21 protein-coding genes are annotated in these 19,146 nt (G+C 56.4%); 17 read left to right on the top strand and 4 right to left on the bottom strand.

What is annotated here, in order from left to right; genetic code table 11:
• Nucleotides 1-39 precede the first annotated feature (39 nt).
• From qseE to glnB, 4 genes are all read left to right on the top strand, one after another.
• Nucleotides 40-1,473: a two component system sensor histidine kinase QseE/GlrK gene (gene qseE / locus ACOTZD_RS04110; protein ID WP_032610263.1), complete on the top strand. Its 1,434-nt coding sequence runs from the start codon at nt 40-42 to the stop codon at nt 1,471-1,473.
• Entirely contained in the window at nt 1,470-2,222 is a 753-nt protein-coding gene (gene qseG / locus ACOTZD_RS04105; protein ID WP_003860689.1) for a two-component system QseEF-associated lipoprotein QseG, read from the top strand. Before qseE ends, qseG begins: the two co-directional genes overlap by 4 nt.
• Nucleotides 2,219-3,556 (top strand): two-component system response regulator GlrR, encoded by a 1,338-nt coding sequence (gene glrR / locus ACOTZD_RS04100; protein WP_003860687.1) that lies wholly within the window; start codon nt 2,219-2,221, stop codon nt 3,554-3,556. The genes qseG and glrR overlap by 4 nt, the downstream gene beginning before the upstream one ends.
• An 80-nt stretch (nt 3,557-3,636) precedes the next feature.
• Complete coding sequence (gene glnB / locus ACOTZD_RS04095) at nt 3,637-3,975, top strand: nitrogen regulatory protein P-II (protein ID WP_003860685.1); 339 nt, start codon at nt 3,637-3,639, stop codon at nt 3,973-3,975.
• 76 nt (nt 3,976-4,051) lie between these two features.
• On the opposite strand, the gene hmpA is transcribed toward glnB, so the two are convergent.
• On the bottom strand, nt 4,052-5,242 hold the full coding sequence (gene hmpA, locus ACOTZD_RS04090; RefSeq protein WP_174402144.1) for an NO-inducible flavohemoprotein: 1,191 nt from the start codon (nt 5,240-5,242) through the stop codon (nt 4,052-4,054).
• Between the two features lie 304 nt (nt 5,243-5,546).
• Between hmpA and glyA the strand changes: the two genes are divergently transcribed.
• Nucleotides 5,547-6,800 (top strand): serine hydroxymethyltransferase, encoded by a 1,254-nt coding sequence (gene glyA / locus ACOTZD_RS04085; protein ID WP_003860678.1) that lies wholly within the window; start codon nt 5,547-5,549, stop codon nt 6,798-6,800.
• A gap of 53 nt (nt 6,801-6,853) precedes the next feature.
• Here the strand turns inward: glyA and ACOTZD_RS04080 are convergent, their stop codons facing one another.
• Nucleotides 6,854-7,276: a DoxX family protein gene (locus ACOTZD_RS04080; RefSeq protein ID WP_003860675.1), complete on the bottom strand. Its 423-nt coding sequence runs from the start codon at nt 7,274-7,276 to the stop codon at nt 6,854-6,856.
• A 172-nt stretch (nt 7,277-7,448) separates the two neighbouring features.
• On the opposite strand from ACOTZD_RS04080, the gene ACOTZD_RS04075 reads away from it, so the two are divergent.
• On the top strand, nt 7,449-8,588 hold the full coding sequence (locus ACOTZD_RS04075) for a 3-phenylpropionate MFS transporter (RefSeq protein ID WP_003860673.1): 1,140 nt from the start codon (nt 7,449-7,451) through the stop codon (nt 8,586-8,588).
• Here the strand turns inward: ACOTZD_RS04075 and csiE are convergent, their stop codons facing one another.
• Nucleotides 8,589-9,866 carry a stationary phase inducible protein CsiE gene (csiE, locus tag ACOTZD_RS04070; protein ID WP_174402145.1) on the bottom strand — a complete coding sequence of 426 codons (1,278 nt, stop codon included), beginning with the start codon at nt 9,864-9,866 and terminating at the stop codon, nt 8,589-8,591.
• A 125-nt stretch (nt 9,867-9,991) separates the two neighbouring features.
• Between csiE and ACOTZD_RS04065 the strand changes: the two genes are divergently transcribed.
• Nucleotides 9,992-10,630 (top strand): DUF1007 family protein, encoded by a 639-nt coding sequence (locus tag ACOTZD_RS04065; RefSeq protein ID WP_174402146.1) that lies wholly within the window; start codon nt 9,992-9,994, stop codon nt 10,628-10,630.
• Entirely contained in the window at nt 10,621-11,601 is a 981-nt protein-coding gene (locus tag ACOTZD_RS04060; protein ID WP_045330514.1) for a nickel/cobalt transporter, read from the top strand. The genes ACOTZD_RS04065 and ACOTZD_RS04060 overlap by 10 nt, the downstream gene beginning before the upstream one ends.
• 61 nt (nt 11,602-11,662) lie before the next feature.
• Here the strand turns inward: ACOTZD_RS04060 and suhB are convergent, their stop codons facing one another.
• Nucleotides 11,663-12,466 (bottom strand): inositol-1-monophosphatase, encoded by an 804-nt coding sequence (gene suhB, locus ACOTZD_RS04055; RefSeq protein WP_003860668.1) that lies wholly within the window; start codon nt 12,464-12,466, stop codon nt 11,663-11,665.
• Nucleotides 12,467-12,598: 132 nt separating this feature from the next.
• On the opposite strand from suhB, the gene trmJ reads away from it, so the two are divergent.
• The 9 genes from trmJ (at nt 12,599) to iscX (ending at nt 19,107) form a co-directional block, all read left to right on the top strand.
• Nucleotides 12,599-13,324, top strand: coding sequence for a tRNA (cytosine(32)/uridine(32)-2'-O)-methyltransferase TrmJ (trmJ, locus tag ACOTZD_RS04050; protein WP_003860666.1), 726 nt, complete (start codon nt 12,599-12,601; stop codon nt 13,322-13,324).
• Between the two features lie 215 nt (nt 13,325-13,539).
• Nucleotides 13,540-14,031 carry a Fe-S cluster assembly transcriptional regulator IscR gene (iscR, locus tag ACOTZD_RS04045; RefSeq protein WP_003860665.1) on the top strand — a complete coding sequence of 164 codons (492 nt, stop codon included), beginning with the start codon at nt 13,540-13,542 and terminating at the stop codon, nt 14,029-14,031.
• A gap of 117 nt (nt 14,032-14,148) precedes the next feature.
• Nucleotides 14,149-15,363, top strand: a complete 1,215-nt coding sequence (gene iscS / locus ACOTZD_RS04040) for a cysteine desulfurase (protein WP_003860663.1) — start codon at nt 14,149-14,151, stop codon at nt 15,361-15,363.
• Between the two features lie 24 nt (nt 15,364-15,387).
• Nucleotides 15,388-15,774: a Fe-S cluster assembly scaffold IscU gene (gene iscU, locus ACOTZD_RS04035; RefSeq protein WP_003860661.1), complete on the top strand. Its 387-nt coding sequence runs from the start codon at nt 15,388-15,390 to the stop codon at nt 15,772-15,774.
• Nucleotides 15,775-15,787: 13 nt separating this feature from the next.
• Entirely contained in the window at nt 15,788-16,111 is a 324-nt protein-coding gene (gene iscA, locus ACOTZD_RS04030; protein ID WP_003860659.1) for an iron-sulfur cluster assembly protein IscA, read from the top strand.
• Between the two features lie 76 nt (nt 16,112-16,187).
• Nucleotides 16,188-16,703, top strand: coding sequence for a co-chaperone HscB (hscB, locus tag ACOTZD_RS04025; protein WP_063864212.1), 516 nt, complete (start codon nt 16,188-16,190; stop codon nt 16,701-16,703).
• 14 nt (nt 16,704-16,717) lie between these two features.
• Complete coding sequence (hscA, locus tag ACOTZD_RS04020; protein WP_032609854.1) at nt 16,718-18,568, top strand: Fe-S protein assembly chaperone HscA; 1,851 nt, start codon at nt 16,718-16,720, stop codon at nt 18,566-18,568.
• Between the two features lies 1 nt (nt 18,569).
• The gene (gene fdx, locus ACOTZD_RS04015) at nt 18,570-18,905 is read left to right on the top strand and encodes an ISC system 2Fe-2S type ferredoxin (RefSeq protein WP_003860652.1); all 336 of its coding nucleotides are present in this window, start codon (nt 18,570-18,572) and stop codon (nt 18,903-18,905) included.
• A 1-nt stretch (nt 18,906) separates the two neighbouring features.
• The gene (gene iscX, locus ACOTZD_RS04010) at nt 18,907-19,107 is read left to right on the top strand and encodes a Fe-S cluster assembly protein IscX (RefSeq protein WP_003860650.1); all 201 of its coding nucleotides are present in this window, start codon (nt 18,907-18,909) and stop codon (nt 19,105-19,107) included.
• The last annotated feature ends 39 nt before the right edge of the window (nt 19,108-19,146 follow it).

Raw genomic sequence — 19,146 nt, 5'->3', positions numbered from 1 at the left:
GTTACGCTCTCCTCAAACCCGGATGATGAGAGTAATGTGTTGAAACGCTGGCCCGCTTTCCCTCGCTCCCTGCGACAGCTCGTTATGATGGCCTTCCTGCTGATCCTGCTACCTTTGCTGGTTCTGGCGTGGCAGGCATGGCAAAGCCTGAATGCGTTAAGTGCCCAGGCGGCCCTGACTAACCGCACCACGCTTATTGATGCCCGCCGTAGCGAGGCAATGACCAACGCCGCGCTGGAGATGGAGCGTAGCTATCGCCAGTACTGCGTGCTGGACGACCGCACGCTGGAGAGGGTCTATCAGAACCAGCGTAAACGCTACAGCGAAATGCTGGATGCCCATGCCGGGGTCTTGCCGGATGACAAACTCTATCAGGCGCTGCGTCAGGATCTGAACGATCTGGCGCAGCTCCAGTGCAAAAACAGCGGTCCTGATGCCGCCGCCGCCGCCCGACTTGAAGCCTTCGCGAACGCCAATACGGAGATGGTGCAGTCCACCCGTACGGTTATCTTTTCCCGTGGTCAACAACTCCAGCAGGAGATTGCCGAGCGCGGCCAGTTCTTCGGCTGGCAGGCGCTGGTGCTGTTCCTCGTCAGCCTGGGGCTGGTACTGCTCTTTACCCGCATGATCATCGGCCCGGTAAAGGGGATCCAGCGGATGATTAACCGCCTGGGGGAGGGCAAATCTCTCGGGGATACGGTTGTTTTTAAAGGCCCGCGCGAGCTGCGCTCGGTCGGTCAGCGCATCATCTGGCTTTCTGAACGCCTGGCGTGGCTGGAATCGCAGCGTCACCAGTTCCTGCGCCATATCTCACACGAACTCAAAACACCGCTGGCCAGTATGCGTGAAGGCACGGAGCTGCTGGCAGACGAAGTGGCGGGGCCGTTATCCCCTGAGCAAAAAGAGATCGTGGCGATTCTGGATGCCAGTAGCCGCAATTTACAAAAACTTATTGAACAACTGCTGGACTATAACCGCAAGCTGGCGGATGGTGCTGTGGTGCTTGAAAGCGTTGAGATTGAACCGCTGGTGGACATGGTGATCTCCGCCCATAGCCTGCCAGCAAGAGCTAAAATGATGCATACCCAGGTGGATCTCAATGCGCCATCCTGTCTGGCAGAGCCGATGCTCTTAATGAGCGTACTGGATAATCTTTATTCCAATGCGGTGCACTATGGTACTGAATCCGGTACCATTTATATCAGAAGCAATAACAACGGTTCGCGGGTATTTATTGACGTAGCGAATACGGGAAGCCCGATTCCGGATGATGAAAAAACGATGATCTTTGAGCCCTTCTTCCAGGGGAGTCATCAGCGAAAAGGTGCGGTAAAAGGAAGTGGTCTGGGGCTGAGTATTGCCCGCGACTGCATACGACGCATGCAGGGTGAGCTTAACATCGTGAGTGATGAACGCGCCGATGTCTGTTTTCGTATCGAACTGCCTCTTGAGCCGGAAAAATCAATGAAATGAATAACAACCTGGTGAGTATGTCACACGTCTTTTACCGCGCACTGCGCGCGGTGTTTTCCAGCAAAAATGTGCGCCTCAGCCTGCCCTGCTTACTGCTGGCCGGCTGTGTAACCCATGCACCAAAAAGTGCGATTAGCCACAAACAGGAAGATAAATGGCCGCAAAAACAGCTGGCCGATTTCCTTTCAACACGTTGCGATGATATCTGGAGCCTGTCGGGGCGTGATGTTGAATCCAATCCGCTGTTCTGGCTGCGCGGAATAGACTGCGCCCAGCGACTGGCGCCCGCCGAGGCCCGTGCCCAGGCGGCGATGCTGATGGACGATACCTGGCAGGACGCGTTTAAACGCGGGATCGTGATGGCGGATGCCAGAATCACGCCTGTCGAACGCCGCGCCAACGTGACGCGGCTGGATACTTACGTGATCAATATTCCCCCCCAGGTGCGCCCGGTTTATCAGCTCTGGCGGGACGGACAAACCCTGCAATTACAGCTGTCCGAAGAGCGTTTCCGCTACAGCAAATTGCAGCAGTCAAGCGACAGCGAGCTTGATGCGCTTCGCCAGCAGCAGGAGTCGCTGCGCGAGCAGCTGGAAACCACCACCCGCAAGCTCGAAAATCTGACCGATATCGAAAGACAGCTCTCGACGCGTAAGCCGGCAGGCAGCTATCTGCCCGATGGGTCGAAAGGCAACTCTGCCACGACGCCAGACAGTGAGACGCCGAAACAAGAGGATGTGAAGCCATGACAAGCCGTAAACCTGCCCATCTGTTACTGGTGGATGACGATCCCGGGCTGTTAAAGCTGCTGGGGATGCGTCTGGTCAGCGAAGGCTACAGCGTGGTCACCGCTGAAAGCGGGCAGGAGGGGCTGAAAGTGCTCAGCCGCGAGAAAATCGATCTGGTGATCAGCGATTTGCGCATGGATGAAATGGATGGCCTGCAACTGTTCACGGAGATCCAGAAGCAGCAGCCCGGGATGCCGGTGATTATCCTCACCGCTCACGGATCTATTCCTGATGCGGTGGCCGCGACGCAGCAGGGGGTATTCAGCTTCCTCACCAAACCGGTGGATAAAGACGCCCTCTATAAAGCGATCGACAGCGCTCTTGAGCACGCGGCGCCATCCGGCGACGACGGCTGGCGTGAATCCATCGTGACGCGTAGCCCTGTGATGCTGCGCCTGCTGGAACAGGCGCGGATGGTGGCGCAATCCGACGTTAGCGTGCTGATCAACGGCCAGAGCGGGACCGGGAAAGAGATCCTGGCCCAGGCGATCCACAACGCCAGCCCACGCAGTAAAAATGCCTTTATTGCCATCAACTGTGGCGCGCTGCCGGAACAACTGCTTGAGTCTGAGCTCTTCGGCCATGCCCGCGGCGCCTTTACCGGCGCGGTGAGCAGCCGTGAAGGGCTGTTCCAGGCGGCAGAGGGGGGCACGCTGTTCCTTGATGAAATTGGCGATATGCCCGCGCCGTTGCAGGTCAAACTGCTGCGCGTGTTGCAGGAGCGGAAAGTGCGTCCGCTTGGCAGCAACCGCGATATCGATATCAACGTGCGCATTATTTCCGCTACCCATCGCGATTTACCCAAGGTGATGGCGCGCAACGAGTTCCGCGAAGATCTCTACTATCGACTGAATGTCGTCAACCTGAAAATCCCGGCGCTGGCCGAGCGTGCGGAAGATATCCCGCTGCTGGCAAATCACCTTTTGCGCCAGGCCGCTGACCGCCACAAACCATTCGTGCGCGCGTTCTCCACCGATGCGATGAAACGCCTGATGACAGCAAGCTGGCCGGGCAACGTACGCCAGCTGGTGAACGTGATTGAGCAGTGCGTGGCGCTGACGTCATCGCCGGTGATCAGCGATGCGCTGGTGGAGCAGGCGCTCGAGGGGGAAAACACGGCCTTACCGACGTTTGCGGAAGCGCGAAACCAGTTCGAGCTGAACTATCTGCGCAAGCTGCTGCAAATCACCAAAGGCAACGTAACCCATGCGGCGCGCATGGCCGGGCGTAACCGTACCGAGTTTTATAAATTGCTCTCACGCCACGAGCTGGAAGCGAACGATTTTAAAGAGTAATACCGCAAAATTCGCCTGAATATGATACTGTGAGCAACCGATTACGAGGCTGCTTACTGGCAAGAGTTTAAGGACCCACCATGAAAAAGATTGATGCGATTATTAAACCTTTCAAACTGGATGATGTACGTGAAGCGCTGGCAGAAGTAGGCATCACCGGGATGACCGTAACTGAAGTGAAAGGTTTTGGTCGTCAGAAGGGCCACACCGAGCTATACCGTGGCGCAGAGTACATGGTGGACTTTCTGCCGAAAGTGAAAATCGAGATCGTGGTAAGCGATGATATCGTCGATACCTGTGTGGATACCATCATCCGCACGGCGCAGACCGGTAAAATTGGCGACGGGAAAATCTTCGTCTTTGACGTGGCGCGCGTGATCCGTATCCGTACCGGCGAAGAAGACGACGCGGCGATTTAAAAAAGATTTGGTAGGCCGGGTAAGGCGCAGCCGCCACCCGGCGAAAAAAAAGCCCCTCGTTGAGGGGCTTTTTGCATTACAGCACTTTATGCGGGCCGAAACATTCGTAATGAATGTTGTCTTTATTCACGCCCAGGTCGACCAGCTGCTTCGCGGCATACTGCATAAACGCTACCGGCCCACAAACGTAGAACTGCATCCCCGGTGCGCTGAACGCCCCTTCATGCTGCCCTAAATTCATCAGGCCTTCGCTGTCGAAACGAGCCGCTGCGCGGTCGGCTTCCGTGGGTAAACGATACCAGGTATGCGCGGTAAAGTGTGGCAGACCCGCTCCCAGCGCTTTCACTTCGTCCGCGAAGGCGTGAACATCACCGTTCTCCGCCGCGTGGAACCAGTTAACCTGCGCGCTGTGGTTTGCTTTCGCCAGCGTATCCAGCATCGCCAGCATTGGCGTCTGACCCACGCCTGCGGAGATCAGCGTCACCGGGGTATTCGTTTCAACGGCCATAAAGAAATCGCCCGCCGGTGCCGCCAGATGGACCACGTCGCCCACGCTGGCTTCGTTATGCAGCCAGTTGGATACCTGACCACTTTCCTCACGTTTAACCGCAATGCGATAGCCTTTGCCGTCTGGCTTGCGGGTCAGGGAGTACTGGCGAATCTCCTGATGCGGGAAGCCTTCAGGCTTCAGCCAGACGCCCAGATACTGGCCCGGCTGGTAATCGGCAACTGGCTGACCGTCAACTGGCTCAAACTCAAAGCTGGTGATCAGTGCGCTGCGCGGGGTTTTCTCAACGATGCGGAAGGCACGCGTGCCTTCCCAGCCGCCATTCTTGCTGGCGTTTTCGCTGTAGATCTGTGCTTCACGGTTGATGAATACGTTTGCCAGTACGCCATAGGCCTTCCCCCAGGCATCCAGTACTTCCTGGCCCGGGCTGAACATTTCGTCCAGGGTCGCCAGCAGGTGACTGCCGACGATGTTGTACTGCTCAGGTTTGATCTGGAAGCTGGTGTGCTTCTGCGCGATTTTTTCCACCGCAGGCAGCAGAGCCGGCAGGTTTTCGATGTTGCTGGCATAGGCGGCAATAGCGTTAAACAGCGCTTCGCGCTGATCGCCGTTACGCTGGTTGCTCATGTTGAAAATCTCTTTGAGCTCCGGGTTATGCGCGAACATGCGATCGTAGAAATGGGCGGTCAGTTTAGGACCCGTTTCAACCAGCAGGGGGATTGTGGCTTTCACGGTAGCGATGGTTTGGGCGTCGAGCATAGCAGCTTCCTTCTGATGTTACTTTAATGATGTATTTTAGATGCATCTTATAAAAATACCCCTGCAATGTAAATGGTTCTTTGCATCGTGAAAAATATGCATCACAAAGCTGAAAAGAAATCCGTTGAAAATGGTGAGAGCTTTATTGCTCAAACCCTTGCGTGGCGTGGAGGTAAACGTTTGCGCAAAATCGTTTGTCAAGACCTGTTATCGCAGAACTATTCAGTTATACTGTTGCCCGTCGTCCAACAGGACTGCCTTTTCAGGCCAAAAATTTACTTGTTAGCTGAGTCAGGAGATGCGGATGTTAAAGCGTGAAATGAACATTGCCGATTATGATGCCGAACTGTGGCAGGCTATGGAGCAGGAAAAAGTACGTCAGGAAGAGCACATCGAACTGATCGCCTCCGAAAACTACACCAGCCCGCGCGTGATGCAGGCGCAGGGTTCTCAGCTGACCAACAAATATGCTGAAGGTTATCCGGGCAAGCGCTACTACGGCGGTTGCGAATACGTTGATATCGTTGAGCAGCTGGCTATTGACCGTGCGAAAGAACTCTTTGGCGCTGACTACGCGAACGTCCAGCCGCACTCTGGCTCTCAGGCTAACTTCGCTGTTTATACCGCGCTGTTGCAGCCGGGCGATACCGTTCTGGGTATGAACCTGGCGCAGGGCGGCCACCTGACTCACGGCTCCCCGGTTAACTTCTCTGGTAAACTGTACAACATCATCCCTTACGGTATTGATGAGTCCGGTAAAATTGACTACGAAGACATGGCGAAGCAGGCCAAAGAGCACAAGCCGAAGATGATCATCGGTGGCTTCTCTGCTTACTCCGGCATCGTTGACTGGGCAAAAATGCGTGAAATCGCTGACAGCATCGGCGCGTACCTGTTCGTCGACATGGCGCACGTTGCCGGTCTGATTGCCGCTGGCGTTTACCCGAACCCGGTTCCACATGCGCACGTTGTGACCACCACCACCCACAAAACCCTGGCGGGTCCACGCGGTGGGCTGATCCTGGCGAAAGGCGGTGACGAAGAGCTGTACAAAAAGCTGAACTCCGCCGTGTTCCCAAGCGCCCAGGGCGGCCCGCTGATGCACGTTATCGCCGCGAAAGCCGTCGCGCTGAAAGAAGCGATGGAGCCAGAGTTCAAGGTTTATCAGCAGCAGGTTGCTAAAAACGCCAAAGCGATGGTGGAAGTGTTCCTGAATCGTGGCTACAAAGTGGTCTCTGGCGGGACTGAAAACCACCTGTTCCTGCTGGACCTGGTTGATAAGAACCTGACCGGTAAAGAAGCTGACGCAGCCCTCGGCCGCGCCAACATCACCGTGAACAAAAACAGCGTGCCAAACGATCCGAAGAGCCCGTTCGTGACCTCCGGTATCCGTATCGGTTCTCCGGCCGTAACTCGTCGTGGCTTTAAAGAAGCGGAAGTAAAAGAGCTGGCGGGCTGGATGTGTGACGTTCTGGACAACATCAATGACGACGCGGTTATCGAGCGCGTTAAAGGTAAAGTGCTGGACATCTGCGCACGCTTCCCGGTGTACGCATAATTCTCTGCGTTGCAGAACTGAAAAAGGCCGCTCATGCGGCCTTTTTTTATGGGCTAACGTCGATCGAGGGAGATGGCCCCCGGCCCGGTAATCGCCAGCAAAATAAATGCGCCAGCGATACTCACATTTTTGTAGAAGTTAATCATATTTGGCAGGACCGCATCGCCCGTCATATCCCAGTAGTGGTGACCAATCACCGCCGTTCCCAGCGTATAGAAGACAAAGATCACCGCGAGAGGGCGGGTGAAAAAGCCCAGCACGATTAGAATCGCGGCGGGGACTTCCATCACCACCGCAATAATCGCGGCCAGCATGGGCATGGGGGCGCCGAGCGACGTCATATACTGAACGGTGCCGCTAAACCCCGTCAGCTTGGGATAACCGAAAATAATAAACAGGACCACGATAGCAATGCGGGCAATTAAAAGCAGGAGAGAACGAGAGGAGCCGAAATCGAAATAACGTAAGCTGTTCATGGCAAACGACCTCTTCAGGCGATGTCTTATAAACGTAATACAGTTTTACCGCTCTCGCCATACGCTGTCCGGCTGGTGATGATGTTAATTTTTAGTTAATTTATAGCGCGCTAACGACTTGCTAAAGTCAGGGATTAACGCCAGACTATCGCCTCCATTTCGGGAGGGATTCATGGTCTTGCATTCCACGCGCTGGCTGGCGCTCAGCTATTTCACCTATTTCTTTAGTTACGGTATTTTTCTGCCTTTCTGGAGCGTCTGGCTCAAGGGAATTGGTCTGACGCCTGAGACCATTGGCATCCTGCTGGGCGCGGGGCTGGTGGCACGTTTCCTGGGTAGTCTGCTGATTGCGCCCCGCGTCAGCGATCCCTCCTTACTGATTAAAGCGGTGCGAATTCTGGCCCTGCTGACGCTGGTCTTTGCCGCCTGCTTCTGGGTTAGCCACCAGTTTGCCTGGCTGATGGTGGTAATGGTTGGCTTTAATCTGTTCTTCTCCCCGCTGGTGCCGCTGACGGATGCCCTGGCGAACACCTGGCAAAAGCAGATCACCATGGACTATGGCCGCGTGCGCCTGTGGGGATCGATTGCCTTCGTGATCGGCTCTGCGCTGGTCGGGAAACTGGTCAGCCTCTATGACTATCGTGCCATTCTGGCGCTGCTAACGCTCGGCATCGCCTCAATGCTGCTCGGTATGTTGCTGCGTCCGTCGGTGATGCCGCAGGGCGAAAGCCGCCATCAGGAGAGCGCCGGCTGGCCCGCCTGGCGCTCTCTGGTGGCGCAAAGCTGGCGTTTCCTGGCCTGCGTCTGTCTGCTTCAGGGGGCGCATGCGGCCTATTATGGCTTCAGCGCCATCTACTGGCAGGGGGCGGGTTACTCGGCTTCTGCGGTAGGCTACCTGTGGTCGCTCGGCGTGGTGGCGGAGGTTATTATCTTCGCGCTGAGCCAAAAACTGTTCCGTCGTTTCGGGGCGCGTGACCTGCTGCTGCTTTCCGCCGTGTGCGGCGTGGCGCGCTGGGGCATCATGGGCTGGACGACGGAGCTGCCGTGGCTGATTGTGGCGCAAATTCTGCACTGCGGAACCTTCACCGTCTGCCATCTGGCGGCGATGCGCTACATCGCGGCGCGAGAGGGTGGGGACGTTATTCGTCTTCAGGCGGTCTATTCAGCGGTGGCGATGGGCGGCAGTATTGCGGTGATGACCGTATTTGCCGGTTTCCTCTATCAGCACCTGGGGCACGGTGTGTTCTGGGTGATGGCGCTGGTCGCTTTACCGGCCATCGTTATTCGCCCTAAAGTCGCTGCTCGCACGTAACTACGATTCGAGCATTACGCGAATGTGTTCCTGCTGCTGCGTGTTCAGGGTCTCAACGGCATGAATGAGCGGCGGCGAGAACAGCGGCAGGGCGGTTGGATAAGGCGTAATAACCAGCGCCGCCTCGCGGGGCGCGCCCTCCTTCTTAAACGCCTCCAGGCTAAGATAACGAATATTGAGCGGCAGCAGCGTCAGCTCGCGAAGCTGCTGCTCAATTAATTCTTCACAGGCTTTATCTTCCCCCGTTAACAGGACCACCTGTTTTTCATGCAGATCGGTCTCCTGCATCAGCCAGGCACCAAAAATCACCGCCACCAGAGCCATCTCTTCACCGGAGAATCGCAGACCAAATTCGGCTTCCAGCTCAAACAGCGCCTCTTTAGTGGTGCGCAGCAGCCGGGGGTATAAACGGTGGATCTCTTCCGGCAGACTGTTGTCGATGCCGATGTCAAATAAGGAGCGGTCCAGCGCCTGAGCCAGATGGATATAAAGCTGATCGGTCAGACCTTGCTCATCGCTGAAGTTCATCCCGGTTTGTGCCCGGAAACGGGCAATCATACGCACGATGGCGCGACGCAGGCGCTGATCCTGCTGGTGTTTATCCATCACCGGGTCGGGTGTGCGAAGCATCATAAACAGCAGCGCCAGGAACAGCTGTTCATCGCTGTGCGTTCCCTGCGGGACGCGCCGTTTCCAGTGGCGGACAATTTCCTGCGCCGTAAAGTATTCCCCTCGGGACTGCGTCCAGCTGCGCTGAACGGGCGAAAACTCCGGCGTATTGCCCAGATGATGCTGAATCAGACAATATTGCAGATAGAGCTGTAAAAATTGTACGTCGCGGGACTCAAACTGGCGCTGAAGCTTGCGCGCACAAAAGTTGATAAGCGCCCGAAGGTTCGCATCGTCATAAAGCGGGCGGGCAATGCCGTGCTGTTTGAGCGCGGTTTTTAAGGCAGGGGTAAACTGTTGGGCGACAAAATGTGGACAGAGCCGAAGCGCCCTGCGCAGCCAGTGCAGCAGGCACAAACGTTGATTAAGGGCGGAACCCTCAATTCGGTAGCAGCCATCATGGTGCGTGACGATATCAAGCCGATGATAGCGCTGGATTTCATCGCGCGTCTCGGCTATATCTTGCCGTGCCATGACGTCGTCCACGCCGTTGGCAGCGATTATGCTCTGTGCGGTGATGGCAGCATCGGGCAGGTAAAGCATCAAAAGCACCTGGCAGCGGCGCTGCGAACTGGAAAGCACAGATGGAATTTCAAGCGTCGTCATCATCTGTCGGGTATCCAGTGTGAATGTTTGATAAGAATAGCTAAAGGATGGGCGCTGAAAAGCGCACCGGCAGGCCTTTCACTCAGGATTGCTGGCGAACATCACAGAATTTTTGACGTGAGGAACAGATGCAAATAGTTAAACAAAGCGCGGTAGCGTTATTTTTGGCGGTTTTCACTTTCGCCGCCGGCGCACATCCTCACAGTTTTATCAGCCTGAAAACCGAACTGGTGACGGACGGCACGCAGCTCAGTGGCCTGAAGATGCACTGGACGATGGATGAAATCATCTCCGCCGACCTGCTGTACGATGCCGGAAACGCAAAGCCCGGCGATGAGATCTGGAAAAAGCTGGCGGCGGAGGTGATGGCCAACGTGCTGGGTCAGCACTACTTCACCGAGTTCTGGCACAACGGACAAAAGGTCAAATTTCTTAACCGTCCCACAGAGTACGGCATGACCCGCGAAGGTCATCAGGCGGTGCTGACGTTCGTGCTTCCGCTGGCGCATCCTCAGCCGCTGGCCGGGCAGAAGTACACGTTTTCCACGTTTGACCCTACCTATTATGTCGACATGCGCTATGACAATGATAGCGACGTACGGCTGCCGGACGCGCTGCAAAAAAGCTGCAAAATTGGCGTGCACACCCCTAAACCCAGCGAAGAGACGCTGAACTTTGCGATCTCGCTGGATAAAGCAGATGCCCCGCCTGAGGACATGGAGCTGGGTAAACAGTTCGCGCAGGAGGTGACGTTACAATGTCAGTGATCTCCTCTCCCGTCAGTAAGCCGCGTCGCTGGCTGCACCTCTGGCCTCTGGCGCTCTTTTTGTTGTTAGCGGTTGGCGGCGCGCTCTGGCTGTGGCAGGCATGGCCGCAGGTGATGGTGAAAAGCGTCCTCTGGCAGCGGGAAGTTAATCAGCAGATGAGCGTGCTGCTGAAAGCCGTGGCGGAAAATCCGACCAAAGCGGGCGGCGCTCTTCTGGCGTTCAGCTTTATCTATGGCGTGCTGCATGCCCTGGGACCGGGGCACGGCAAAATTGTCATCACGACCTGGCTTGCTACGCATCCGTCGAAGCTGAAATCGAGTATCGGCCTGACGCTGGCTTCTTCTTTACTTCAGGGCGGTGTGGCGATTGCGCTGGTCGTGGTCGTCCTCTCGCTGCTACAACTGCCGGCTCGCCAGCTGCATATGAGCAGCTTCTGGCTGGAGAAGGGGAGTTACGCGCTGGTAGGCGTGCTGGGGTTGATCCTCTGCTGGCGGGCGCTGAAAAAATTGCGCGCGTTGCTGCAAAAACCAAAATTCAAAGCCTTTACGCCGCATCACGTTCACCATGAAAACTGCGGGTGCGGGCATCAGCATCTGCCGACGCAGGAACAATTACAGAATGGTGACGACTGGCGTGCGCGTCTGATGATTGTGCTCTCAATGGGGATGCGTCCGTGCTCGGGCGCAATCATGGTGCTGTTGTTCAGCAAAGTGACAGGCGTATTTGGCTGGGGCATGCTCTCGGCGCTGGCGATGGCGGCGGGAACGTCTCTGACGATCTCTTCGTTAGCCTTGCTGGTGCACAGCTTCCGTCAGCTGGCGGTAAAACTCAGCGGCAATAAAACGCCGGTATTGTGGCGACAGGTTGGCTGGACGACGCTTGCGTTGGCGGGCGGGGTGATTCTGCTGGTGGCTGCGGTCACGATGTGGATGAGCGCGCTGCCGGTGGGAAGGGGGTTGCGGCCTTTCTAGCCGTATCTGAGGCGTGTTGTAGGCCCGGTAAGCGTAGCGCCACCGGGCTTAACAGACTGAATTAACGCTTCAGCGCATCGCTCAGTTCATCACGCATGTTTGCCAGCATGGCTTTAACAACGCGCGGGTTACCTGCAACGATGTTGCCGGTAGACATATAGTTATGGCCGCCGGTGAAGTCGCAAACAATCGCGCCAGCTTCACGTGCGATCAGCTCGCCCGCCGCGAAGTCCCACGGCTTCAGTGACAGCTCAAAGTAACCGTCAACGCGGCCGGTCGCCACGTAGGCCAGATCCAGTGCAGCAGAGCCAGTGCGACGGAAGTCCGCGCATTCGGTGAACAGCTTGCCCAGGATATTCATATAGGTGGTTGCGTGCTGCTTCGCCTTGAACGGGAAGCCAGTCGCCAGAATGGTGCCGTCGAGATCGCGTGCATTGCTGCAACGCAGACGGTAGCCGTTCAGCTGCGCGCCCTGACCGCGGGTTGCGGTGAACAGTTCGTTACGCATTGGATCGTAAACAACAGCGACTTCAGTACGGCCTTTGATGCGTACTGCAATAGACACAGAGAAGTGTGGCAGGCGTTTGACGAAGTTGGTGGTGCCATCCAGTGGATCGATAACCCATTGAACATCCTGATCGGTACCTTCATGTTCACCGCTTTCTTCGGTGATGATGGTGTGCTGCGGGTAAGATTTGCGGATCGTTTCGATAATAATCGCTTCTGCGGCTTTATCGACGTTCGTCACGAAATCATTGCTGCCTTTCTGGCTGGTTTCTACGGAGTCTGGGGTTTCGTAGTGTTTGGCAATTACATTACCCGCCTTGCGCGCTGCGCGCACGGCGATGGTCAGCATCGGATGCATCGGTCTCTCTCACTGGATGTTAAAGAACAGGAAAATCGGCGCAGAGTATAGCAGCGGGATCGGATTATGTCTCTCGTTTATGATAATATGCCCGAATATTCTTCAGACACTGAATCCAGACATCTAAAAATTATGCTGCAAAACATTCGAATCGTGCTGGTCGAAACATCGCACACCGGCAACATGGGCTCTGTGGCCCGCGCTATGAAAACCATGGGCTTAACGAACCTGTGGCTGGTTAATCCGCTGGTGAAACCAGACTCTCAGGCTATTGCTCTGGCGGCCGGCGCCAGCGACGTGATCGGGAATGCGCAGATCGTGGACACCCTGGACGAAGCCCTGGCCGGTTGCAGTCTGGTGGTGGGGACCAGCGCGCGCTCCCGTACGCTGCCCTGGCCGATGCTGGACCCGCGCGAATGCGGCCTGAAAAGTATCTCAGAAGCGGAACAGGCGCCGGTTGCGCTGGTGTTTGGTCGTGAACGCGTTGGCCTGACCAACGAGGAACTACAGAAGTGTCACTACCACGTGGCGATTGCCGCCAATCCGGAATACAGCTCGCTGAACCTGGCGATGGCGGTGCAGGTCATTGCCTACGAAGTGCGCATGGCATGGCTGGCGACGCAGGAGAAACCGGTCGAACCTAAAGAAGAGACGGCCTACCCGCTGGTGGACGATCTGGAGCGCTTCTACGGTCATCTGGAGCAGACGCTGCTCTCAACCGGCTTTATCCGTGAAGGCCACCCGGGTCAGGTGATGAACAAGCTGCGCCGTATGTTCACCCGCGCCCGCCCGGAAAGCCAGGAGCTGAACATTCTGCGCGGGATTCTGGCGTCGATTGAGCAGAAGAACAAAGCGTAGTGTCGATTTCCCCCCTCCCCGTGGGAGAGGGCTGGGGTGAGGGCATCAGGCCGCACCTATATTATGAAGGCACAGAAGGTTAAATACCTGACTAAAACAGTCAAGTAAATAGTTGACCAATTTAGTCAGGAATGTCAGACTTGGCCCTGCTATGCAATACCCCCATTTTACAATAAAAAACCCCGGGCAGGGGCGAGTTTGAGGTTAAGTAAGACATGAGACTGACATCTAAAGGGCGTTATGCCGTGACCGCGATGCTGGACGTTGCGCTCAACTCCGAAGCGGGCCCGGTTCCGTTGGCTGATATTTCTGAACGACAAGGGATCTCCCTCTCTTACCTGGAACAGCTGTTCTCCAGACTGCGTAAAAATGGACTGGTGTCCAGCGTTCGTGGCCCGGGCGGCGGTTATCTGCTGGGTAAAGACGCGGGCAGTATTGCGGTTGGTGAAGTGATTAGCGCGGTTGACGAATCCGTTGACGCGACCCGTTGCCAGGGTAAAGGCGGCTGTCAGGGCGGCGATAAATGCCTGACCCACGCGCTGTGGCGCGATCTGAGCGACCGTCTGACCGGCTTCCTGAACAACATCACCCTCGGTGAGCTGGTGAATAACCAGGAAGTTCTGGATGTCTCTGGTCGTCAGCATAGTCAGGATTCACAGCGCAGCACCCGCACGCAGGACGCCATCGACGTTAAACTGCGCGCGTAATTAAAAAGATAAGTATTCAGAATCAGGCCGGGGTGGTCACACCCCGCGTACTCGGTCGTACATCCAGCCGGTTGCCTGATTCCTTGCATTGAAGCGATGTACGGAGTTTATAGAGCAATGAAATTACCGATTTATCTCGATTACTCCGCAACCACGCCGGTGGACCCGCGTGTTGCCGAGAAAATGATGCAGTGTCTGACCCTGGACGGAAACTTTGGTAACCCAGCTTCCCGTTCACACCGTTTTGGCTGGCATGCTGAAGAGGCGGTTGATATCGCCCGTAATCAGATTGCTGACCTGGTCGGTGCCGACCCGCGTGAAATTGTTTTCACCTCCGGTGCGACCGAATCCGACAACCTGGCGATCAAGGGTGCAGCCAACTTTTATCAGAAAAAAGGCAAGCACATCATCACCAGCAAAACCGAACACAAAGCCGTGCTGGACACCTGCCGTCAGCTGGAGCGTGAAGGGTTCGAAGTCACCTATCTGGCGCCACAGAGCAACGGCATTATCGATCTGAAAGAGCTCGAAGCGGCGATGCGTGATGACACCATTCTGGTCTCCATCATGCACGTCAACAACGAAATCGGCGTGGTACAAGACATCGCGACCATCGGCGAAATGTGCCGCGCGCGCGGTATCATCTACCACGTGGACGCGACCCAGAGCGTGGGCAAACTGCCTATCGACCTGAGCCAGCTGAAAGTGGACCTGATGTCCTTCTCCGGTCACAAAATCTATGGTCCGAAAGGTATCGGCGCGCTGTACGTTCGTCGTAAGCCACGTATCCGCATCGAAGCACAGATGCACGGCGGCGGTCACGAGCGCGGCATGCGTTCCGGTACGCTGCCTGTTCACCAGATCGTGGGCATGGGCGAAGCCTACCGCATTGCAAAAGAAGAGATGGAAACCGAGATGGCACGCCTGCGCACGCTGCGTAACCGTCTGTGGGACGGCGTGAAAGATATGGAAGAAGTGTATCTGAACGGCGATCTCGAGCAGGGCGCGCCGAACATCCTCAACGTCAGCTTCAACTATGTTGAAGGCGAGTCGCTGATCATGGCGCTGAAAGACCTGGCCGTTTCTTCCGGCTCTGCCTGTACCTCTGCAAGCCTGGAGCCATCCTACGTGCTGCGCGCGCTGGGTATGACTGACGAGCTGGCACACAGCTCTATCCGTTTCTCTTTAGGTCGTTTTACTACCGAAGAAGAGATTGACTACACCATCAAGCTGGTTCGTAACTCCATCGGCCGTCTGCGCGACCTTTCTCCACTGTGGGAAATGTTCAAGCAGGGCGTGGATCTGAACAGCATTGAATGGTCACATCACTAATCGGTACATAAGGAGAATTCAATCATGGCATACAGCGAAAAAGTCATCGATCATTACGAAAACCCGCGCAACGTTGGCTCTTTTGACAACAGCGACGAATCTGTTGGTAGCGGCATGGTCGGTGCACCAGCATGTGGCGACGTGATGAAGTTGCAGATCAAAGTCAACAATGAAGGTATCATTGAAGACGCGCGCTTCAAGACCTACGGCTGCGGTTCTGCTATCGCGTCCAGCTCCCTGGTCACCGAATGGGTGAAGGGCAAGTCTCTGGACGAAGCACAGGCAATCAAGAACACGGATATTGCTGAAGAACTCGAACTGCCGCCGGTGAAAATTCACTGCTCAATTCTGGCAGAAGACGCGATCAAAGCCGCCATTGCGGATTACAAAAGCAAACGTGAAGCAAAATAATTGAGGTTTGAGTATGTCGATTACCCTTAGCGACAGCGCTGCCGCGCGAGTAAGCTCTTTTCTGGCGAACCGTGGTAAAGGCTTTGGCCTGCGACTGGGCGTACGTACCTCCGGCTGTTCTGGTATGGCTTACGTACTGGAGTTTGTTGACGAACCGGCGTCTGATGACACCGTGTTTGAAGACAAGGGCGTGAAGGTGGTGGTCGATGGCAAAAGCCTGCAATTCCTCAACGGCACTCAGCTGGACTTCGTAAAAGAAGGCCTGAACGAAGGGTTCAAATTCACGAACCCGAACGTCAAAGACGAGTGTGGTTGCGGCGAAAGCTTCCACGTTTAACCGCGCGTCATCCGAAACCCCACCGTGGCTTTGCTACGCGTGGGGTTTGTTCTAACAGGCTACCCCTGAGATTGTTATGGATTACTTCACTCTCTTCGGACTACCCGCTCAATACCCGATCGATCTCCAGGCGCTGACGGTCCGTTTTCAGGATCTCCAGCGTCAGTACCATCCGGATAAATTCGCCAGCGGGACGCAGGCAGAGCAACTGGCTGCGGTATCACACTCCGCCACCATCAACCAGGCCTGGCAAACGCTGCGTCATCCGCTGGCGCGTGCAGAATATCTGCTCTCGCTTCACGGTTTCGATCTGGCGAGCGAACAGCATACCGTGCGCGACACCGCCTTTCTGATGGAACAGCTGGAGCTGCGCGAAGAGCTGGATGAAATTGAACAGGCTAAAGACGAAGCGCGCCTGGAAAGCTTTATCATGCGCGTAAAGGGTATGTTCGATACCCGCCATCAGCAGATGGTGGAGCAACTGAACAACGAGACCTGGGACGTGGCGGCAGACACTGTGCGCAAACTCCGTTTTCTCGATAAACTGCGAAGCAGTGCTGAACAACTCGAAGAAAAGCTGCTCGATTTTTAATTTCGGAAGCAATTATGGCCTTATTACAAATTAGTGAGCCTGGCTTAAGTGCCGCACCGCACCAGCGTCGTCTGGCGGTCGGTATTGACCTGGGCACCACCAATTCCCTCGTGGCGACCGTGCGCAGCGGCCAGGCGGAAACGCTGGCTGACGAGCAGGGGCGCCATCTGCTGCCTTCCGTAGTCCACTACCAGCAGCAGGGTCACGCGGTCGGGTTTGATGCCCGCGCTAACGCCGCGCGCGATCCGGCCAATACCATCAGCTCGGTTAAGCGCATGATGGGCCGCTCGCTGGCTGATATCCAGACCCGTTACCCGCATCTGCCGTATCAGCTGCAGGCCAGTGAAAACGGCCTGCCGATGATTGCGACCGCGGCCGGTCTGCTGAACCCGATTCGTGTTTCTGCTGACATCCTCAAAGCGCTGGCGGAGCGTGCTACGGCCACGCTCGGCGGCGATCTGGACGGCGTGGTGATCACCGTTCCTGCCTACTTTGATGATGCACAGCGTCAGGGCACCAAAGACGCCGCGCGTCTGGCGGGCCTGCACGTGCTGCGTCTGCTGAACGAACCGACGGCGGCGGCGATTGCCTACGGCCTCGACTCCGGTCAGGAAGGGGTGATCGCGGTTTACGATCTCGGCGGCGGGACGTTCGATATCTCAATCCTGCGCCTTAGCCGCGGCGTGTTCGAAGTGCTGGCGACCGGCGGGGATTCCGCGCTCGGCGGCGATGACTTCGACCATCTGCTGGCAGATTACATCCGCGAGCAGGCGGGCATCAGCGATCGCAGCGATGCGCGCGTGCAGCGTGAACTGCTGGATGCGGCCATCGACGCCAAAATCGCCCTGAGCGATGCACAGTCCGTCAGCGTGAACGTCGCAGGCTGGCAGGGTGAGATTACCCGCGATCGGTTCAGAGAACTGATTGCGCCTCTGGTTAAGCGTACCCTGCTGGCCTGCCGTCGCGCATTGAAAGATGCGGGCGTTGAGGCTAACGAGGTGCTGGAAGTGGTCATGGTTGGCGGCTCAACCCGCGTGCCGCTGGTGCGCGAGCGCGTGGGCGAATTCTTTGGCCGCACGCCGTTGACCTCTATCGACCCGGACAAAGTGGTTGCCGTCGGCGCCGCTATCCAGGCCGATATTCTGGTTGGCAACAAGCCGGACAGCGAAATGCTGCTGCTGGACGTCATCCCGCTGTCTCTGGGTTTAGAAACCATGGGCGGCCTGGTGGAGAAAGTCATTCCGCGTAACACCACCATTCCGGTGGCGCGCGCGCAGGAGTTCACCACCTTCAAAGACGGCCAGACCGCGATGTCCATCCACGTGATGCAGGGCGAGCGTGAGCTGGTGCAGGACTGCCGCTCTCTCGCGCGCTTTGCGCTGCGCGGAATTCCAGCGCTGCCTGCGGGCGGGGCGCATATTCGCGTCACCTTCCAGGTGGATGCGGACGGCCTGCTGAGCGTCACGGCGATGGAAAAATCGACCGGTATCGAGTCGTCTATTCAGGTTAAGCCGTCCTACGGCCTGACCGATGGCGAAATCGCCTCCATGATTCAGGACTCAATGAGCTACGCCGAGCAGGATGTGAAGGCGCGTATGCTGGCGGAACAAAAAGTTGAAGCCGCACGCGTGCTGGAAAGCCTGAACGGCGCGCTCGCTGCCGACGCCGCGCTGTTAAGCGCCGCTGAGCGCCAGGTGATTGACGACGCTGCCGCGCGCTTAAGCGCCGTGGCCGAAGGCAATGACGCTGACGCGATAGAAGAAGCCATTAAAAACGTTGATAAACAAACCCAGGACTTCGCTGCTCGCCGCATGGACAAATCTGTCCGCGTCGCGCTGAAAGGCCAGTCCGTGGACGAGGTTTAATATGCCAAAGATTGTAATTTTGCCTCATGCGGACCTCTGTCCGGATGGCGCTGTTCTGGAAGCGAAGACCGGTGAAACCATTCTCGATGTAGCCCTGCGTGCAGGTATCGAAGTGGAACACGCCTGTGAAAAATCCTGTGCCTGCACCACCTGCCACTGCATCGTGCGTGAAGGTTTCGACTCTCTCGCCGAGAGCACCGAAGACGAAGACGACATGCTGGATAAAGCATGGGGTCTGGAGCCAGACAGCCGCTTAAGCTGCCAGGCCGCGGTGACCGATGAAGATCTGGTCGTGGAGTTCCCACGCTACACCATCAACCACGCACGCGAGCATTAATATGGGACTGAAGTGGACAGACAGCCGTGAAATCGGCGAAGCGCTCTACGACGCGAACCCGGATCTCGATCCGAAGACCGTACGATTCACCGACATGCATCAGTGGATCTGCGATTTAGAGGATTTCGACGACGATCCCAACGCATCCAATGAAAAAATTCTGGAGGCGATTCTGTTAGTCTGGTTAGATGAAGCAGAATAAATAACAAAACGGGCTGCCTTCAGGCGGCCCGTTTGCTAG

Source organism: Enterobacter cloacae complex sp. SHL022 (assembly GCF_049237785.1).
Classification (GTDB): Bacteria; Pseudomonadota; Gammaproteobacteria; order Enterobacterales; family Enterobacteriaceae; genus Enterobacter; species Enterobacter hormaechei_C.
This window is presented reverse-complemented; position numbering and strand designations above follow the sequence as displayed.

Bases quoted from the DNA above. Each gene is read 5' to 3' on its own strand.
- qseG (WP_003860689.1), top strand. From the start codon at position 1,470: ATGAATAACAACCTGGTGAGTATGTCACACGTCTTTTACCGCGCACTG.
- glrR (WP_003860687.1), top strand. From the start codon at position 2,219: ATGACAAGCCGTAAACCTGCCCATCTGTTACTGGTGGATGACGATCCC.
- glnB (WP_003860685.1), top strand. From the start codon at position 3,637: ATGAAAAAGATTGATGCGATTATTAAACCTTTCAAACTGGATGATGTA.
- hmpA (WP_174402144.1), bottom strand. From the start codon at position 5,242: ATGCTCGACGCCCAAACCATCGCTACCGTGAAAGCCACAATCCCCCTG.
- glyA (WP_003860678.1), top strand. From the start codon at position 5,547: ATGTTAAAGCGTGAAATGAACATTGCCGATTATGATGCCGAACTGTGG.
- ACOTZD_RS04080 (WP_003860675.1), bottom strand. From the start codon at position 7,276: ATGAACAGCTTACGTTATTTCGATTTCGGCTCCTCTCGTTCTCTCCTG.
- ACOTZD_RS04075 (WP_003860673.1), top strand. From the start codon at position 7,449: ATGGTCTTGCATTCCACGCGCTGGCTGGCGCTCAGCTATTTCACCTAT.
- csiE (WP_174402145.1), bottom strand. From the start codon at position 9,866: ATGATGACGACGCTTGAAATTCCATCTGTGCTTTCCAGTTCGCAGCGC.
- ACOTZD_RS04065 (WP_174402146.1), top strand. From the start codon at position 9,992: ATGCAAATAGTTAAACAAAGCGCGGTAGCGTTATTTTTGGCGGTTTTC.
- ACOTZD_RS04060 (WP_045330514.1), top strand. From the start codon at position 10,621: ATGTCAGTGATCTCCTCTCCCGTCAGTAAGCCGCGTCGCTGGCTGCAC.
- suhB (WP_003860668.1), bottom strand. From the start codon at position 12,466: ATGCATCCGATGCTGACCATCGCCGTGCGCGCAGCGCGCAAGGCGGGT.
- trmJ (WP_003860666.1), top strand. From the start codon at position 12,599: ATGCTGCAAAACATTCGAATCGTGCTGGTCGAAACATCGCACACCGGC.
- iscR (WP_003860665.1), top strand. From the start codon at position 13,540: ATGAGACTGACATCTAAAGGGCGTTATGCCGTGACCGCGATGCTGGAC.
- iscS (WP_003860663.1), top strand. From the start codon at position 14,149: ATGAAATTACCGATTTATCTCGATTACTCCGCAACCACGCCGGTGGAC.
- iscU (WP_003860661.1), top strand. From the start codon at position 15,388: ATGGCATACAGCGAAAAAGTCATCGATCATTACGAAAACCCGCGCAAC.
- iscA (WP_003860659.1), top strand. From the start codon at position 15,788: ATGTCGATTACCCTTAGCGACAGCGCTGCCGCGCGAGTAAGCTCTTTT.
- hscB (WP_063864212.1), top strand. From the start codon at position 16,188: ATGGATTACTTCACTCTCTTCGGACTACCCGCTCAATACCCGATCGAT.
- hscA (WP_032609854.1), top strand. From the start codon at position 16,718: ATGGCCTTATTACAAATTAGTGAGCCTGGCTTAAGTGCCGCACCGCAC.
- fdx (WP_003860652.1), top strand. From the start codon at position 18,570: ATGCCAAAGATTGTAATTTTGCCTCATGCGGACCTCTGTCCGGATGGC.
- iscX (WP_003860650.1), top strand. From the start codon at position 18,907: ATGGGACTGAAGTGGACAGACAGCCGTGAAATCGGCGAAGCGCTCTAC.